At 70.2% G+C, this 14,716-nt stretch carries 22 protein-coding genes and 1 tRNA gene; 19 read left to right on the top strand and 4 right to left on the bottom strand.

What is annotated here, in order from left to right; all coding sequences use genetic code 11:
- The first annotated feature begins 5 nt into the window (after positions 1 to 5).
- From F4556_RS26040 to imuA', 11 genes are all read left to right on the top strand, one after another.
- Positions 6 to 1,160 (top strand): hypothetical protein, encoded by a 1,155-nt coding sequence (locus F4556_RS26040; RefSeq protein ID WP_184920126.1) that lies wholly within the window; start codon positions 6 to 8, stop codon positions 1,158 to 1,160.
- Entirely contained in the window at positions 1,157 to 2,257 is a 1,101-nt protein-coding gene (locus tag F4556_RS26035; protein ID WP_184920124.1) for a hypothetical protein, read from the top strand. The genes F4556_RS26040 and F4556_RS26035 overlap by 4 nt, the downstream gene beginning before the upstream one ends.
- Entirely contained in the window at positions 2,257 to 2,988 is a 732-nt protein-coding gene (locus tag F4556_RS26030; protein WP_184920122.1) for a hypothetical protein, read from the top strand. Before F4556_RS26035 ends, F4556_RS26030 begins: the two co-directional genes overlap by 1 nt.
- A gap of 66 nt (positions 2,989 to 3,054) precedes the next feature.
- Positions 3,055 to 3,438, top strand: a complete 384-nt coding sequence (locus F4556_RS26025; RefSeq protein WP_184920120.1) for a hypothetical protein — start codon at positions 3,055 to 3,057, stop codon at positions 3,436 to 3,438.
- 117 nt (positions 3,439 to 3,555) lie between these two features.
- The gene (locus F4556_RS26020; protein WP_246511088.1) at positions 3,556 to 4,359 is read left to right on the top strand and encodes a peptidoglycan recognition protein family protein; all 804 of its coding nucleotides are present in this window, start codon (positions 3,556 to 3,558) and stop codon (positions 4,357 to 4,359) included.
- A gap of 35 nt (positions 4,360 to 4,394) precedes the next feature.
- Positions 4,395 to 4,637, top strand: coding sequence for a hypothetical protein (locus tag F4556_RS26010; protein ID WP_184920117.1), 243 nt, complete (start codon positions 4,395 to 4,397; stop codon positions 4,635 to 4,637).
- Positions 4,634 to 4,900, top strand: a complete 267-nt coding sequence (locus F4556_RS26005; protein ID WP_184920115.1) for a hypothetical protein — start codon at positions 4,634 to 4,636, stop codon at positions 4,898 to 4,900. The genes F4556_RS26010 and F4556_RS26005 overlap by 4 nt, the downstream gene beginning before the upstream one ends.
- Before the next feature lie 177 nt (positions 4,901 to 5,077).
- The gene (locus F4556_RS26000; protein ID WP_184920113.1) at positions 5,078 to 5,710 is read left to right on the top strand and encodes a hypothetical protein; all 633 of its coding nucleotides are present in this window, start codon (positions 5,078 to 5,080) and stop codon (positions 5,708 to 5,710) included.
- A complete protein-coding gene (locus tag F4556_RS25995; RefSeq protein ID WP_221503700.1) occupies positions 5,679 to 6,863 on the top strand; it encodes an XRE family transcriptional regulator in 1,185 nt (394 codons plus the stop codon). Before F4556_RS26000 ends, F4556_RS25995 begins: the two co-directional genes overlap by 32 nt.
- A 128-nt stretch (positions 6,864 to 6,991) precedes the next feature.
- Entirely contained in the window at positions 6,992 to 7,603 is a 612-nt protein-coding gene (locus tag F4556_RS25990) for a hypothetical protein (protein WP_184920111.1), read from the top strand.
- On the top strand, positions 7,600 to 8,331 hold the full coding sequence (gene imuA', locus F4556_RS25985; RefSeq protein WP_184920109.1) for a DnaE2-dependent mutagenesis accessory factor ImuA': 732 nt from the start codon (positions 7,600 to 7,602) through the stop codon (positions 8,329 to 8,331). Before F4556_RS25990 ends, imuA' begins: the two co-directional genes overlap by 4 nt.
- A 27-nt stretch (positions 8,332 to 8,358) precedes the next feature.
- Here the strand turns inward: imuA' and F4556_RS25980 are convergent, their stop codons facing one another.
- Positions 8,359 to 8,673, bottom strand: coding sequence for a hypothetical protein (locus F4556_RS25980; RefSeq protein ID WP_184920107.1), 315 nt, complete (start codon positions 8,671 to 8,673; stop codon positions 8,359 to 8,361).
- A gap of 74 nt (positions 8,674 to 8,747) precedes the next feature.
- On the opposite strand from F4556_RS25980, the gene F4556_RS25975 reads away from it, so the two are divergent.
- A complete protein-coding gene (locus F4556_RS25975; RefSeq protein WP_184920105.1) occupies positions 8,748 to 9,305 on the top strand; it encodes an NUDIX domain-containing protein in 558 nt (185 codons plus the stop codon).
- Here F4556_RS25975 and F4556_RS25970 read toward each other — a convergent pair.
- Positions 9,277 to 10,701, bottom strand: a complete 1,425-nt coding sequence (locus F4556_RS25970; protein ID WP_184920103.1) for an NsdA family TPR-like regulatory protein — start codon at positions 10,699 to 10,701, stop codon at positions 9,277 to 9,279. The genes F4556_RS25975 and F4556_RS25970 overlap by 29 nt on opposite strands.
- A gap of 186 nt (positions 10,702 to 10,887) precedes the next feature.
- Between F4556_RS25970 and F4556_RS25965 the strand changes: the two genes are divergently transcribed.
- From F4556_RS25965 to F4556_RS25940, 6 genes are read left to right on the top strand one after another with little or no spacing between them, the layout of a single operon-like run.
- The gene (locus F4556_RS25965) at positions 10,888 to 11,115 is read left to right on the top strand and encodes a hypothetical protein (RefSeq protein WP_184920102.1); all 228 of its coding nucleotides are present in this window, start codon (positions 10,888 to 10,890) and stop codon (positions 11,113 to 11,115) included.
- Positions 11,115 to 11,360 carry a hypothetical protein gene (locus tag F4556_RS25960; RefSeq protein ID WP_184920100.1) on the top strand — a complete coding sequence of 82 codons (246 nt, stop codon included), beginning with the start codon at positions 11,115 to 11,117 and terminating at the stop codon, positions 11,358 to 11,360. Before F4556_RS25965 ends, F4556_RS25960 begins: the two co-directional genes overlap by 1 nt.
- Before the next feature lie 29 nt (positions 11,361 to 11,389).
- Positions 11,390 to 11,695: a DUF7848 domain-containing protein gene (locus F4556_RS25955; RefSeq protein WP_184920098.1), complete on the top strand. Its 306-nt coding sequence runs from the start codon at positions 11,390 to 11,392 to the stop codon at positions 11,693 to 11,695.
- Positions 11,688 to 11,915, top strand: a complete 228-nt coding sequence (locus F4556_RS25950; RefSeq protein ID WP_184920096.1) for a hypothetical protein — start codon at positions 11,688 to 11,690, stop codon at positions 11,913 to 11,915. Before F4556_RS25955 ends, F4556_RS25950 begins: the two co-directional genes overlap by 8 nt.
- Positions 11,902 to 12,075 (top strand): hypothetical protein, encoded by a 174-nt coding sequence (locus F4556_RS25945; RefSeq protein WP_184920094.1) that lies wholly within the window; start codon positions 11,902 to 11,904, stop codon positions 12,073 to 12,075. The genes F4556_RS25950 and F4556_RS25945 overlap by 14 nt, the downstream gene beginning before the upstream one ends.
- A complete protein-coding gene (locus F4556_RS25940; protein WP_184920093.1) occupies positions 12,072 to 12,320 on the top strand; it encodes a hypothetical protein in 249 nt (82 codons plus the stop codon). Before F4556_RS25945 ends, F4556_RS25940 begins: the two co-directional genes overlap by 4 nt.
- Before the next feature lie 339 nt (positions 12,321 to 12,659).
- On the opposite strand, the gene F4556_RS25935 is transcribed toward F4556_RS25940, so the two are convergent.
- Positions 12,660 to 13,661, bottom strand: coding sequence for a helix-turn-helix domain-containing protein (locus tag F4556_RS25935; protein ID WP_184920091.1), 1,002 nt, complete (start codon positions 13,659 to 13,661; stop codon positions 12,660 to 12,662).
- Between the two features lie 155 nt (positions 13,662 to 13,816).
- Here F4556_RS25935 and F4556_RS25930 point away from each other — a divergent pair, with 155 nt between their 5' ends.
- Positions 13,817 to 14,026, top strand: coding sequence for a hypothetical protein (locus F4556_RS25930; protein ID WP_184920089.1), 210 nt, complete (start codon positions 13,817 to 13,819; stop codon positions 14,024 to 14,026).
- 466 nt (positions 14,027 to 14,492) lie between these two features.
- Here F4556_RS25930 and F4556_RS25925 read toward each other — a convergent pair.
- Positions 14,493 to 14,564: transfer RNA gene (locus F4556_RS25925), tRNA-Val, on the bottom strand.
- Between the last annotated feature and the right edge of the window lie 152 nt (positions 14,565 to 14,716).

Genomic DNA, 14,716 nt, shown 5'->3' with positions numbered 1-14,716 from the left:
TCCACATGACCGTACGCTCCGCCTGGCTCCTCAACCCCGGGCAGACCAGGGAAGACACGAGGCTCGCGCTGGCCGCGCTGACCCCCACCGGATCCACCACCGTCCGCTCCGGCGTGGACCCGGGCGGCACCGCCCTGCTGCTGACCGGCACTGGCATGACCGGCACCATCGCGCTCGGGCGCGCCACCATCCAGGGCACCGCCAACCAGGGCGCCTACCCGGTGGTGGTGACCGCCGCACACAGCTTCACCGTGGCGAACGGCCACGCCAGCCTGCCCCGCATCGACAGCGTGTTCATCGTCGCCTACGACACCGCCTACGACGCCTCCGGCTTCACGAAGCCGGACATCGTGATCGTCCAGGGCACCCCCAACTCCAGCCCCGTCGCCCCGACTTCCGTCCCCTCCTGCACCGCCTACCTCAAGCTCTGGGACATCCGGGTCGAGGTGAACAGCTCAGCGGGCAACCCGATCGACTGGCCCAACAAGATCACCGACCAGCGGGTCTACACCGTCGGGGTCGGCGGGATCACCCCGGCGAGCGACGCCATCGCGGGCGCCTACAGCGGGCAGTACCGCGACAACGCCGGCGTGCTGGAGCGCTGGTCCGGCTCGGCCTGGGTGCCGTGGCCCTCGGCCCTTCGCGGGATCGCCCCCGCCTCGCTGGTGTCCGGCAGCTACGCCGGCCAGTGGCGCGACGGCGCGATCGGCCTGGAGCGCTGGTCCGGCTCGGCCTGGGCCAAGGGCCTCGGCGAGTACCAGGCCTACACGCCGACGTGGACGGCCAGCACCACCAACCCCACGCTCAACAACGGCACGCTGGCCGCAAGGTACTGCCGGATCGGGCGTCAGATCAACTACCGCGGCACGCTCCAGCTCGGGTCGACCAGCAACGGCGGCGCCGGCACCTGGTTCCTCAGCCTGCCGGTCGCCGCGGCCTCCGTCGGCATCTACGAGATCGGCAGCTGCGACTACACCGTCCTCGCCTCGAACAACTTCCTCGGCGCCGTCGAGATCGACCCCGGCGGCACCACGATGGTGTTCCCGGTCAAGACCGGCGCCACCACCTCCAGCACCGCCAACGTCTCCAACGTTGTCCCGGTCAATGCCTCTGCCGCCACCCGGCTGTCCTGGAACATCACCTACGAGGCCGCCACGTGACGGCCCCGTACCAGCTGCGGGTGTGCGACCTGCGCACCGACCGCACCCTCGACATCCTGCCCGTCCAGGACGTGGGGTTCGACGACTACATCGGCAAGACCGGCAGCATGTCTGGCACGATCCCCATCCCGAACCGGCAGATCGCCGCCCGGGCACGCTCGGTGCTGCTGCCCGGCCGGACGATGCTGTATCTGGAGCGCGGCGGCCAGATCGCGTGGGGCGGCGCCCTGTGGACCCGCACCCCGACCCGGGACACGCACGGGTACCTCTCCTGTCCGATCCAGGCCGGCGGCCTGGAGGGCTACTACCGAGGCCACCGTCTGCTGGTCGACACCCTCACCGCCGCAGGGGTCGACCAGCTCGACATCGCCCGCCAGCTCATCACCTACGCCGCCGCCCAGGCCGGCGGAGACCTCGGCATCGAGATCGACTACACGCAGGTGTCGGGGGTGCTCCGGGACCGCACATACAGCCGCTATGACCTGCCCTCCATCGGCGGCCTGATTGACCAACTCGCGGCCACTGCCGACGGTTTCGAGTGGAGAATCCAGATCTACGCGGATTCCTCCGGGGCCCGGCACCGGGTCCTGCGGCTCGGATACCCGCGGCTGGCGGTCGGTTCGACGCCGGTCATCCTCGACTCGCCGGGACCGGTGGGGGCGTACGCGCTGCCGGAGGACGCGAGCCCGATGGCCACGGCCTGGCAGTCCCGGGGCGCATCCGTCAACAGCAATCAGGCGTCCGCGAGTTACCCGCTGATGTCGTCGCTGTTGACCCGGCCTGACCTGATCTCGGCGGGCTGGCCGCGGCTGGACGGCACGAGCGACTACAGCTCGGTCGAGGTGCAGGCGACGCTCGACCAACACGCGCTCGCCGACCTCAACCGAGCGGCCGGCACCGTCATCATCCCGTCCGTCCAGTACGTCACCGCCCGGGTCGAGCAGCCCCAACTCGGCAGCTACGTACGGCTGCGGATCACCGACGACTGGCACCCCGCGCCCGGCCTGGACGCCCGCTACCGCGTGGTCGGCCTACGGGTCGCCCCTGAGGAGCGCGGCCGGCCCGAGGCGACCGATCTCTACCTGGAGGCCGCCTGATGTCCCCCAACGTGCCGCAGGACCTGCTCGACCAGATCCGCAAGATGGACGACCGCCTGAGGATGGTCGAGGGCCGGGCCCAGATCCGGCCGGCACTGTCCCAGATCCTCGGCGACGTCACGATCGGCGAAGGCGGGAGGCTGATCGTCAAGACCCCGGGCGGGCAGACGATCCTCTACATCGGCCGCATCGACCCCGATCACCCCGACGGCTCCGACCAGCAGGGTCTCATCGTCCGTCGCGAGGACGGAACGGTGGCGATCAGCGTGTGGACCAGTGCCGGCAGCGGCGTGCAGCCGGTAGTGATCTGGGACCACAACGGGAAGGGCATCTTCGCCGAGGACCTGGTCGGCGGAGGCCTGGCCGCACCCAACTTCGGCAGCGATGCATGGTACGGCGTCACCGAGGCGCCCGCCTGGACCACCAGCTCAACGTCGTTCGTGACCTGCATGTCATTGCCCTGGAAGAAGTGGCATCCGCGCGTGCAGGGCTCCTACTTGGCCCGCTGCTCGGACGCGTCAACGTCGGGCGAGATCAGGCTGGTTGACGGGTCCGGGTCGGTCATTGGACAGGCCACCCTGGCAGCCGGGGCCTACACCGTCAGCAGCGTCACGGGCAGCGTCACCGGCACGCTCGGAGGCGACCAGTTCCTGACCTGGCAGGCTCGCGTGACCGCCGGACCGGGCACCGTGGGCGTGCGCGGCCTGTCCACCTGGGGCGTGCAGTCCTAGCTGGTGGCGTACGGCGGCGGGCCCGTCGGCGCATTGGGGTCCGGAACGATCGACGGAGGCGTCCCGTTGTCAGCGGTTCCGGTCCCTCCGGGGTTCTGGCCGCCGGGCGGGGGCGTGGTGGTCGGCGGGGTGGTGGGCTCCTGCTGGGTGGTCACCTTGCTGGTCTCCTTCGCGGTGGTCTTCGGCTTGACGGCCTGGCTCGGCGAGCTGGCGGCCGTCGGGGTGGGGCTCGGCGCGGCGGTCGGCACCGTGGTGGGGCTGGCCGACGGGCTCGCGCTCGGGGTGGTAGGCGCGCTGCTCGACAGGTCGGCGACCTGCACCACCGTCTGCGTCTCCTGCTTGTCGTCCCCGCGCGCGCTGAGTGCCGCTGCCGTGGCAGAACCAGCCACGATCACCCCCGCCGCCCCGATGATCGCCCACGTCTGCCGCTTCAACACGCGCTCCCCCTAAGTCAGTTGGTGTGCCCCCGACGGTACCCGCGTCAGCCGACAGTTGTCCGACTCAACAGCTCCTCAACTCGCCCCCGCGCTGCTCCGGCCGGGGGCTTCGTCATGCCCAGGAGGCACCATGCAGTACGTATCCCGAGCCGAGCGCGGCGCTCCGGCACCGAAGCGCGACTTCACCAACATCGACAGCACGCGTGGCGTGAAGGTCCACTACGAGGGGACCGAGGTCCCCGCCGGCCTCGCCGCCCCGGACCAGCACGGCCAGTGTGCGGCCCGCGTCAACGCCATCGAGCAGTCCCACCTCAACCACCCCACCGAGAACTACATCTCGATCGCCTACAGCGCGATGGTGTGCCCGCACGGCACCGTGTACGAGGGCCGCGGCCTCCACCATCTCCAGGCCGCCAACGGACCGGGCCTTAACTCGCAGCACTACTCCGTGTGCGCGATGCTCGGCGACTCCGGGCTGACCGAGCCCACGGACGCCCAGCTGCACGGCCTGCGCGACGCGGTCGAGTGGTTCCAGCGCGACGGCGGCGCGGGCCCGGAGATCAAGGGCCACCGGGACGGCTACGCCACCAGCTGCCCGGGCGGCCCGCTCTACGCCTGGGTGCAGGCCGGTGCCCCGCGGCCGGGCAGCACCGCACCGGCCCCGCGGCCCACCCCGTCTGCGGCGCCGTCCGGCCCGGACTGGCCCGGCGTGTACCTGCGCGCCACCACCCACCACGAGGCCGCCCGGATCTGGCAGCAGCGGATGCGTGAACGCGGTTGGCCGATCGACGTGGACGGCTGGTTCGGCCCGGCCTCCGCCGAGACGGCCCGGCGCTTCCAGCAGGACTCCACCGCGCACGGCTGGCCGCTCGACGCAGACGGCGTCGTCGGCCCGGCCACCTGGGCCGCCTCCTGGAACCGGCCCATCAGCTGAACGCCCAACACCGCAACCTGAACGAGGAGTTCACCATGAAGGACAGCACCCGTCGCACCATCCGAACCAGTTGCCAGACCGGCCTCGCTCTGGCCGCCGGCCTGCCGCTGATCGTGGACGCCGCCGGGGTCCCCGGCACACTGCCCGGCCTCGGTGTCACCCTCGCGGTGGCCGCTGGCGTCACGCGAGTGATGGCGCTGCCCCTGATCGACCGGATCCTGCCGCACTGGCTGCGATCCGCTCACCCTGACGACCAGCTGCCGGGCGGCAACCGGTGACCTCGACGAGCGCCGACCCCGGCGTCTACATCTCCCCTGCCCAGACTCACGCGGAGGTGAGGCGGATCGCGGACGGGCAGATCCGGATGGAGAGCAAGCTAGACCGGTGGATCGACGATCAACGCGAGCACCGGGAGACGACTGCGGACCATGAGGTCCGGCTCCGTCGTCTTGAGGCTGGCCGCTGGCCACTGCCTGCGCTTGGCGCCCTCGTCAGCCTGGCAGCTCTGGCCATCGCCGCGTACGGCGCACTCGGCCGCTGAACACCGAGCCCCCGCCTGGCCTATGGGCTGGGCGGGGGAGGCGTCGGCATACTCAGGAACTCAGATCATCGAACACAAGTCCGATTGCCTCTAAGATCGCGAGCGCGTGGGGGCGAACTTCAACACGGGGCCTCCGGATGCTTCAACCTTAGCTATTGACGTGATATTTTCACGCCTATGGTTAATGTCGATGTTGAGCGGGTTCGGGCTGCCATGGCAGACCTGTGCGAGCCCCTGCACGATGCGTTCGCCTGGGCGGAGCAGAAGCGCCGCCGACGCCTGCGTGAACTGACCGACCCTTCCTATCGCTGGCTCGGCACCCACCTGATCCGCGGTTTCGCTCACCATCGGCTATCCAAAGCCGACTTGGGGGTGTGGTCGCTCACGGGCAAGCACTCCCGCAATGGCGAGCTCTGGCTCGGCGACGGAGACTACCGAGTCCGCGTCCTCCACTCCGCGGACGAGGATGCCGTGCCCGCCCCCGGCAATAATCTCCAGCGGCGCGCCTTCTACCTGAACCCGCCGCTGGCGGAGTACTCCGAGGAGCCGCTGTTCGGACCGGTCAATGACCAACTTCTCACCCTCTGGCGGATCGATCCTGGCAGCGGTGCCCCGTTTTTCCGTGTGGTGCGGCCGGTCGGCCTCTGGAAGTTCGGCGCCACCGCCAAGACCGATCTAGACTTCCTGCTGCCAGAGACCGCATCTGAGCTGCATGAACTGTACTTCCAGCCGCACGACGATGAGCTGGAACTTGAACTTCCGAAGGAGGAACCGGGTCATGGTCACGGTGCCAGGGGCTTCTCCGGCTGAGCGCCTGCGCACCCTGCGGGAGATGTTGGGCCTCACCCAGGGCGAGATGGCCACGATGGCTGGCCTCAGTCCCGCGTGGATCTCCAGTGTCGAAACGCAGGCCCGTGAGGCGACGGAAGACGGCCTGCGTGCCATCGCCAGCGGCACCGGTACCCCGATGTCGTTCTTCTCCGCAGCGCCGTCAACCGTGCCGTTGGACTCACTGCGGTTCCGGAAGACGGCAGGCGCCAGTCGGACCGTCACCAAGCGGATCACTGCGTTCTACAGCGAGAGCTACCGGGTCACCGAACACCTGCTGGAGTTCCAGGGGTACCCGCCACCGCCGCTGCCGATGGCGACGAACGAGTTGCTGGACGACGAGGACATCGAGCAGTTCGCCGCGGCCACCCGACAGGCACTTCGCCTGGCGCCGGACAAGCCGATCCCGCACATGACGCGCGCACTGGAGCGGTCGGGGGTGGCGGTCGCCCCGATCGTGCTCACCGACCCAGCTGGGGAACAGCAGCGCGCGACCACTAACCACTTCGGCGTGTCGTACTGGGGCGGGATTGGCGAGGGGGCCCTGGTCGGGTACTTCCCCGGGTCGAGCGGGGACCGGGACCGGTTCACCTTGGCCCACGAACTCGGCCACCTAGTACTGCACACCTTCCGGCCGCAGGCAGTCGACCCCGAGGGGGAGGCGAACCGATTCGCCGGGGCTTTCCTGGTGCCGTATGAGCGCGCAGTCACGGAGATCACCGATCGGCTGTCCTTGAATGGGTATGCCCGATTGAAGGCCACGTGGGGCGTCTCGATCCAAGCGCTGATCATGCGTGGGGCAGTGGTCGGCACGATCAACGAAAGCCGAAAGCGCTCCCTCTTCGTGCAGCTGACTCAGCGCGGCTGGCGCAAGGAGGAACCAGTTCCGGTCGGCAAGGAAGAGCCACTGCTGATCTGGAACCTGCTAACCAGGCGGTTCGGGGAGAAGCCGTATGTGCCGGCGGCCGAGGAGTTGGCGATTCATCCGACGGTGCTCAGGTCGATTGCTCCAACGCCTGGGAGCAGCTCGTCGAATGCTCAACCTCCGTCTCGTGGGGGAGGCTCGGTGGTGGAGTTCCGCCGCAGGCACCCCAATCTGAGCGCCTCTGACGGTCCGAGCCGACTGGCCCACTGAATGCCACCGCCCTGCTTCTCCTTCGGGAGGGGCGGGGCGGCTTCGTTGCACCCCTGGCTCTGCGTGGCCCCGACGGCGAGGGCTCCTGCCGCTGGCCTAGTCGAACAAAGGTTCGTATGGTGGGAGATGTGAACCGTCCCCCACCTGCGCCGTTCTCTGGCTCGCTTCTCCCCGCGTACGAGCCGGGTGACGCGCGGGAGAGCCCGGCCCGGCCAGTGAGCGGCCCGGACCCGCGCCGCGACCGGACGGCCTTCACCCCGGTGTGGCTGCGCGCCGGCGGCCAGTGGCGGACCGGCCTGCTGCTGTATTGGCGGCAGTACCAGGACGATCCGCAGTGGCAGGTGACGATCCAGTTCGGCGACGTCCCCGGCTACGAGAGCGGCTGGTACCAGTACGACCCCGCCGCGGTGGTGCCCGTCCCCGTGCCGGAGGACTCGCCGGCGGCGGACACCGTGCTGACCGACCGGCCGGAGCCCGGGACCGGGCGCACCGTCCGGACGGGCTGGCGGCTGTTGTGGGTCCGCCGGGTCGGGCGCTGGATCGGGGTCCGGCAGCTCGCCTGGCACCAGCTGCTCGGCGGGCCCTGGATCGCCGAGGTTCAGGCGACGTCCGAGGTTCTGACCGGCGAGTACAGGGCGCGCTCGCACTACGTGGTCTACGACCCGGTCACCGTCCGGCCCGTCCCCGACCACCCTGACACCGCCGCCCTGACCGACACGGCCACAGGGCGCGCGCAGTGAGCCTGACCGACCGCCGGCCGACCGCCCCGCTACCCGAGGAGCACGAGCGGCTGGCCGAGCTGCTCGCCGTCACCTCACCCACGCACCGCGCCCACGCCGGACAGCTGCAGACCGTGCCGGTGCTGGACGCGCTGCGGCCGCTGCTACCCGCCGGTGCGCTGGTGCCGGGTCAGGTGGTGCAGTCCACCGATCCGGGGCTGCGACTGGCGCTGGTAGCCGGGATGCACGCCGCCGACGAGCACGGAGCGGACTGGCTCGCCATCCTCAACGGCGTGGACGTCGGGCTCGCCGCGCTCGCTGGCCTCGGCGCGGAGCTGGACCGGATCCTGCTCGTGGACCGGGCCGGGGCGGCCACGGCCGAGGTGATTTCCGCGCTTGCGCCCGCGGTGCCGCTGATCCTGGTCGAGGGCGACGACGCCCCGGACCCGGTGCTCGCCCGGCGCCTGACCGCACTCCTGCGGCGCCACCACTGCACCCTGGTGACCGCCGCGCCGTGGCCCGGCCAGCACCTGCGGCTCGACGTCGTCGACCCGGTGTGGCACGGCATCGGTGACGGGCACGGACAGATCACCGGCCGCGACATCACCGTGCTGGTCAGCGGCCGCGGCAGCGCCGGCGCGGGCTCAGCACACCGGCTCGCCCTGCCAACCGAGGACGGCCGGGTCGTTCACCTCGGCAGGGCACAGGCCCGCACCGGCCTCCGGGACGACCTGGCCCGGAGCCTGTAGGCCCCGTTGAAGCTACGCAGTCGCTCGCTACACCGCAGCGGGCTCGGCGGCCGCCTCGAGGAGCGCTGCCTGAACGGCCCAGCGGCGGGACGGGTCTCCGGCCACCTCGGCCACTCGGGCGCGAACTTCGGCGGCCGCCTCGCCGCGGGCCTGCCTGAGCTTGGCGAGCTGGTCGTCCGCGCGTCCGGGGTCGTCCGGGGTGGTCGGGAGCGGGGGCCGGCCGTGTTCGGCTTCGTGCTGCTCGATCTGGGCGATCCGCTCGTGGACCGCCTGGTCGGCGGCGGCCCATTGGCGGTGCAGGTCGATCAGGTCTGCGGGGATCTCGATGGGTGTGTCGCTCACGTGCGCGATCGTAGGCCCGGCCACCGACAGCCCGACGGACCGGCGCGCGAGACTGCTATGACAAGATCACGCGCATGACCAGCGAGTGGGCCGTTCACGGCAGTCGGACCATCTACACCAGCCCCTGGGTCGAGCTTGACCTGGTGGACGTCGAGCCCCCAGGGCAGCCCAGGTACGAACACCATCTGGTGAAGTGGGCCCCGGTAGCGGCGACCGTGGTCCTGGACGACCAGCTCCGAGTGCTCATGATGTGGCGCCACCGCTTCGCCACCAACACCTGGAACTGGGAAATCCCCTCCGGCATCGTGGAGGACGGCGAGGCCCTCGAGGCCGCCGCCGCCCGCGAGGTCGAAGAGGAGACCGGCTGGCGGGTCGACTCCGTGGAGCCTCTGGCCTACAACCAGCCCGTTGGCGGGATGAGCAACGCAGAGCACCACGTCTTCCTTGCCCACGGCGCCGAGTACATCGCCCCACCCGTCGACACCCACGAAGCGGACCGTATCGAGTGGATCCCCCTCGATCGCATCCAGGACATGATCGACCGCCGCGAGATCGTCGCCGGAGTCGCTGTCACCGGCCTCCTCCAGCTCCTCGCCCGGCGCCCTACGCCGTCAGCACCCGAGGCGCCCTGACTGCCTCGGCCAGTTCACGCACAGCGGCCGTCCGGCCGGCCCGGGCCGGGATTGTTGCGGCGATCTCCCGCGCCCGGGTCACCACGATGCCGGTTCGGTGCTCTGCGGGCAGCCGCTCCAGCGTCTGGAGCCCGACCTGCGCGGCGGTGGTGACCTCACCAACGTTGATCAGGCCAGCCGCCTGGTCCAGGGCGATCAGTGCCCGGTCGAGGTACTCGGCGGGGGCGTACATCGTCAGTGCCGTGTCGAGGGCCGCCTGCGCCCGGCGGGTGTCGCCGAGCGTGGTGTGCATGCTGCCGATGTGCCACTGCAGTTGGCGGGCGGTGTAGCCGTAAGCCGTGTCGTCGGTCTGGGTGTGGTCCAGTCTCGCGAACGCCTGCTCGGCGAGGCGCATGGCCTGCCGGGCGTCGTCGGCGCGGCCGAGCCGAGCGAGCGCCCGGGCCTCCAACGACGGTGCCCACGCGGCAGTTGCGCTCGGGGTCCCGCCGGCCACCATTCGGGCCCGCTCTGCGAGGTCTGCGGCCGCCCGTGGCGAGCCGTAGTAGAAGGGGATGACCGCCTCTCGGGCGATCAGCCATGCCCGCAGGCCGCGGTCGGCGGTCTCTTCTGCGGCCAGCTGCGCGCACCGGAACCAGCTCCTCGCCTCGCGCTGTTCGCCGAGCGCCACCAACGCGATTCCTGCGGTGCCGGCCAGCTGAGCGGCCACGTGGCACAGCCGTGTCCGGTAGTCGGCGGCCTGTCGCTGTTCGAGAAGTTGCTGCACCTCCACGAAGTCCAGGACCGACTCGGCCAGCAGCTCGCGCGGCGGCCGCATCTGGTAGGCGTGCCCGTACTCAGCGGCCGAGCGCTCCCACTGCTCCATCGTTAGCTCGCTCACGCTCTCGGTGAGGGCCTCGGCCAGGCTCTGGCGGACACCGGCGAGGGTGGCGAGGACTGGCTGAGACAGGCTAACTCCAGCGCCGTGGAGGAGAGATCGCAGTATCTGCTGCCGCTCCTCCTGGCGCGGATCGCGCCCTCGGGCCGGTCGGGGGCCCGGAGCTTCCTCCTCCAGGGAAACGGAGTCGGCAGCGGCAGCAGGCGTGTAGTCGACAGCGAAGCCGAGCCGGTCAGGCCGGGTTTCGTACAGAGCGCAGAGCCCGTCGAGGTGCGCGGGACCGGGGCGTGCGGTCCTGGCCTCCCAGCTTGAGAGCTGCTGCACCGTCAGGCGGCCTCGCAGCAGCGCGTATGCGGTGACCGCAGCGTCCAGGGTCCAGCCTCGGGCGAGCCGATGGCTCTGCAGCAGCGAGACCTCACAGGTGGTGCTGATGCGCTGAACGAGCTGCCACGATTCCCAGCCGCTCGCAGATGCCTCTGCGCGAAGGCGGGCGGCGGCGGGGCGAGGGTTGATGCGGGACACGGTGGCTCCAGAGCTGTGGGCCTGACGGTGTCTCACCACGGTAGCGGTCCGACTGGCATCTGAACTCGGCTATCACGACGCACTCGTGATGAGCTGCCTGCTCATCACGACTTCCGTATGAACGAAGCTGCTCATCATGAATAGGTCGTCATGGTGCGGCAGGGCAGGCCCGCCGATGCTCCTCCCATGACATCTGCGTCCCCCGCCCCGGCGGCCGTGCTCGTCACGCTCCGGCCCCTCACCGGGGACGAGTGCGAGATCGAGATCACCAGCGAGCAGCTCCACGGCCGCCGCTGCATCGGCTGCGGCACCGACCACCAGCTGGTCGACGCCGGCCACGTCTACACCCCGACCGGGGAAGCGCCCCTCGGCTGGGCCGTGAGGTCGTGCGCACCGTGCATGGCGGCCGACTGATGACCGCCGTTTCGCTCCCGAACTACCGAGTCGACGGCGAGTTCGCGCTTCCCGGGGTCGCCTTCACCGTCGACTGCCGCCGGGACGGCCAGTACATATCCGTCGAGTGCCAGGCCGGCGCCCACCACGGCTGCCCCGGCGGCATCCGCGAGACGGCCGGCAGCCCGGCCCTGGTCTGCGACTGCCCGGTGAGCACCTGCGCGTGCTGCCGACCGCTGCGGCTCCACCTGGTCCCCTCCACCTGACGACCCGCCACCCAGACGAGAGGCGAGCCATGGGCATCACCCGCCGGTACCGGCACATGAACTGGACCACCACCCCCGACCTCGAGCCGGACGCCCCGCCCACCCTGCACCTCTTCCAGTGCAACGGCGAGAACGAGCAGGGCATCCTCTGCGGCCAGCAGTCCGCCGCTGGCGAGGACTTCGAGGCCGCCCGCAGCTGGTCGTTCCAGCACCTACAGGCGAATCCGGACCACCGCAGCTACAGCCACGTGCTGTCCCGGCCGTGGCGGATGATCCCCGAGATCGAACCTGACCCGGAGCCGATCGTCCCGCTGTCGGAGACGGCCTGTGGCTGACCGGTACGAGCCGCGCCCGCTGCCCGGGCTGGGGCGCGCGCTGCAGATGTGGGGCGTATGGGACCACCAGCACCGCGACTGGGTCCGCCGAATCGGGACCGGCGCCGGGACCGGCGAGCCCGAACCGTTCACCTCCGAAATCCGGGTTGAGCTCTGGATCGCCCAGCAGACCGACACCACACCCACCACCAAGAAGAGGAGCACCCGTGTCCACACCTGAGCCCGATGACCTGTGGGAGCCCGACCCGCTGCTGGACCTCGCGGCCGCTCTCGGTTCCGCAGCGAACGCCGCGACCGATCCGAACTCCACCCCCGAGCAGCAGCAGGCCGCGCTCGGCTTCCTCGACTCCTTGCCGTCCGTCGACCGGACCGGCAAGTGAGCGGCACCGTTCCCGGCGGGGAGGCCCGGGGCTGGCACGAGCCCCGGCGCGGCACCCGTGGCCCGACCCGCGCGCACCCGCGCCTGACGGTCCGACACCCGTGCGAGCCACAGATCGACCAGCAGGAGGAGGACCAGGTGGACCAGGGCCAGCGTGACCCGAGCCAGCCCCGGCCCGACGGCGGCCCCACGGCACCGCCCGCCGGCCCGTCCCAGCCGACACCCCCGACGCAGCCCGCCGAGTAGGGCACGAGCGCCCGGCCGCATACCGGCCGGGCGCTCCGCGTCCAACCAACCTGACCCGCCCATAATTCAGAAGTAAGCACTGGAGCACGTCCTGAGCACCTGCACCGTCACCCTCGACGGAGTCCCCGCCCCGAAGCCACACCACACCCTCGACGCGGCGATTACAGCAGTCGAGGAACACCTCGCTCACCTGCCGCTCGACCGCGCACAGCGGGTCGCGTACGCCACCCTGCTCGGCACCGAGAACGGCCGCAGCCTTGTGGCCAGCTTCGTCCGGCGCGACGGCAAGTACTCCCTGACCTACGCGTCCGAAGGCCGGGAGCACACCATCGTGATCTCCTACTCGACCTGATCCACCAAGCCGTCCTGGAAGACCAGGTCGTTCTTCCCCCACCAGTGCATCAACTGCGGCAGCGATCCAGCCCCCACCGCCTCCCGCGCCAGCTTGAGCTGGAGCACCACCGTCCGAGTGGATATCCCGATTCGCGCGGCCACCGCAGCCTGATCAAGCCCGTCAGCCGTAAGGCGAAGAGCCCGCTGCTGCATTGGGGTGAGGAGCGGGAGGGCCTGCTTGCCGTCCCACGGCGTCGCCGCCGCCCACGTGCGTTCGAAGCTGTCGACCACGTGCGCGACCAAGCCCTCGTCATAGAGGAAGAACGCGCGGACGGGCACCTCACCCTCGCCTGTCCACGGTGTGAGTACGTCGACCACCGCTACCTGGCGATCGATCACCGTTGCGCGGGCGAACGGCGAGGCGCTTGTCCGGATCTGCGCGCCAGCCGTGGTCATCGTGGCGGTCCACATGCCCATGGGTTCGTCGGCCCGAGCAGCAGTCGGATAGACGGTGCGCATCTGGGCGCCACCGGCCAGCACTTCGAGGTCGCGGCGGTAGGACAGGGCCAGCAGTTCGTGTGGCCGGGAGTTCCGGGGCACGGCCGTCAGCAGTTCTTCCGCGCAACCGGCAAGGAGCGGGGTGAGTCGATCCTGGATGACCTGAAGACCTGTCAGGTACTCGTAGCCACCACCGTGGTCAGACCGCTGAGCCCGCCTGTAGGCGGTGGACAGCTCGCGGAGCTGCTTCGGAAGAAAGGTGGCCTGTTCCAGCATGGTGCTCGCCACGGCCTGCATGGTGGTCTGCCAGTGGTGGCCAATGGGCTCCGGGTCAAGTGGGAGGTAATGCCCAGGGCGACTGACGTCGGGCGTTACGAGCCGAAGGCTCATCAGATGGTCCAGATCGGACCCGGCCGGCGCGGCCGAGTTCCCAGCGAGGATGTCGAGGTAGAGCTGCCGAGTCTCCTTTTTCAGCAACGCTTCAGCATTCAAGTTGTCCGACTTGGGCATTTCGCCCCCCTTTGATCCTTGCCGAATTCGGAGCCTTCCAAAGTCTGGATCAGGAGTCCTTGAAATGACAACGGCCCACCCGAACACTGGTGCGTACGGGGAGTGACCAACCGTCCCTCCCGCCACAACTGCTGACGCAGTGAAAGGGGTCACCCATGCTCGTTCGCAGATCGCTCGCCCAAGCCGCCGCGGCGCTCCTCGCTGGAGCCGCGCTCGTCGGCGGGGCAGCGGTTCTCACCACTACGTCCACGCCGCCGGCGGTCGCCGATTCCAGCTGGGGTGGCATCGTCGCCCCGCAGCCGAGCCCGACGCCGACCAGCACCCAGATCGTCGCGCTCGGCAGCGACTCCAGCTGGGGCGGCTGACCAGAATCAACCCGGCCGGCCAGCACGACCATGCTGACCGGCCGGGCCCTGTACCCCCGATGGCAGTGCCCGCTAGGAACAGGCGCTGGCATCGGGAACCTGAGGTCCGAGGGTGCCATCCCGCAAGGGTGCTCGCATCCTACTGACCTCGCGCTCGCCGCATACCCGTCACCCGGCGGGAACTTGGCGACGCGGCACCGGGGAGGCGACCTGACCCCCCTCCACCCCTGGTGCCGATGAGCCCCCAGGCGCCCACTCACGCCTGGGGGCTCTCGCTTGCCCACAAGTCGGCTCACCTGCACGTTCCCCTAGATCATTTAGTGGGAATTTAGTGGGCAAAGTCGTGTAGCAGTCCCGTATTCAGACCGAGAGGGACTGTAGACAGACCGGGAGTCAAGCAGAAGGCCCAGGCTCGGACTTACGTCCTGACCTGGGCCTTTGCGTCATCTTCGCTGCTCGCGAGGGGTGGGCGCAGACGGTTTCGAACCGCCGACATCCGCCTTGTAAGGGCGGCGCTCTACCGCTGAGCTATGCGCCCCCGTCGCGGCGCGCCGGAGGTCCGGCGGCGTACGACGAGAGCCAAGAGTACCTGGTCCCGGGAGTGCTCCGCCGCAGGTATTCGGGGGGTGGGGGCAAGCTGGGACCGAAGGGGGTGCCGGGATCGTGGGGGGATCGGTGAGAATGGGGCGA

The sequence above is a fragment of the Kitasatospora gansuensis genome (genome assembly GCF_014203705.1).
GTDB classification, from domain to species: Bacteria; Actinomycetota; Actinomycetes; order Streptomycetales; family Streptomycetaceae; genus Kitasatospora; species Kitasatospora gansuensis.
Note: the sequence above shows the minus strand (reverse complement) of the source record. Positions and strands in the feature narration are given on the sequence as shown.

Bases quoted from the DNA above. Each gene is read 5' to 3' on its own strand.
- F4556_RS26040 (WP_184920126.1), top strand. From the start codon at position 6: ATGACCGTACGCTCCGCCTGGCTCCTCAACCCCGGGCAGACCAGGGAA.
- F4556_RS26030 (WP_184920122.1), top strand. From the start codon at position 2,257: ATGTCCCCCAACGTGCCGCAGGACCTGCTCGACCAGATCCGCAAGATG.
- F4556_RS26020 (WP_246511088.1), top strand. From the start codon at position 3,556: ATGCAGTACGTATCCCGAGCCGAGCGCGGCGCTCCGGCACCGAAGCGC.
- F4556_RS26010 (WP_184920117.1), top strand. From the start codon at position 4,395: ATGAAGGACAGCACCCGTCGCACCATCCGAACCAGTTGCCAGACCGGC.
- F4556_RS26000 (WP_184920113.1), top strand. From the start codon at position 5,078: ATGGTTAATGTCGATGTTGAGCGGGTTCGGGCTGCCATGGCAGACCTG.
- F4556_RS25995 (WP_221503700.1), top strand. From the start codon at position 5,679: ATGGTCACGGTGCCAGGGGCTTCTCCGGCTGAGCGCCTGCGCACCCTG.
- F4556_RS25975 (WP_184920105.1), top strand. From the start codon at position 8,748: ATGACCAGCGAGTGGGCCGTTCACGGCAGTCGGACCATCTACACCAGC.
- F4556_RS25965 (WP_184920102.1), top strand. From the start codon at position 10,888: ATGACATCTGCGTCCCCCGCCCCGGCGGCCGTGCTCGTCACGCTCCGG.
- F4556_RS25960 (WP_184920100.1), top strand. From the start codon at position 11,115: ATGACCGCCGTTTCGCTCCCGAACTACCGAGTCGACGGCGAGTTCGCG.
- F4556_RS25955 (WP_184920098.1), top strand. From the start codon at position 11,390: ATGGGCATCACCCGCCGGTACCGGCACATGAACTGGACCACCACCCCC.
- F4556_RS25935 (WP_184920091.1), bottom strand. From the start codon at position 13,661: ATGCCCAAGTCGGACAACTTGAATGCTGAAGCGTTGCTGAAAAAGGAG.
- F4556_RS25930 (WP_184920089.1), top strand. From the start codon at position 13,817: ATGCTCGTTCGCAGATCGCTCGCCCAAGCCGCCGCGGCGCTCCTCGCT.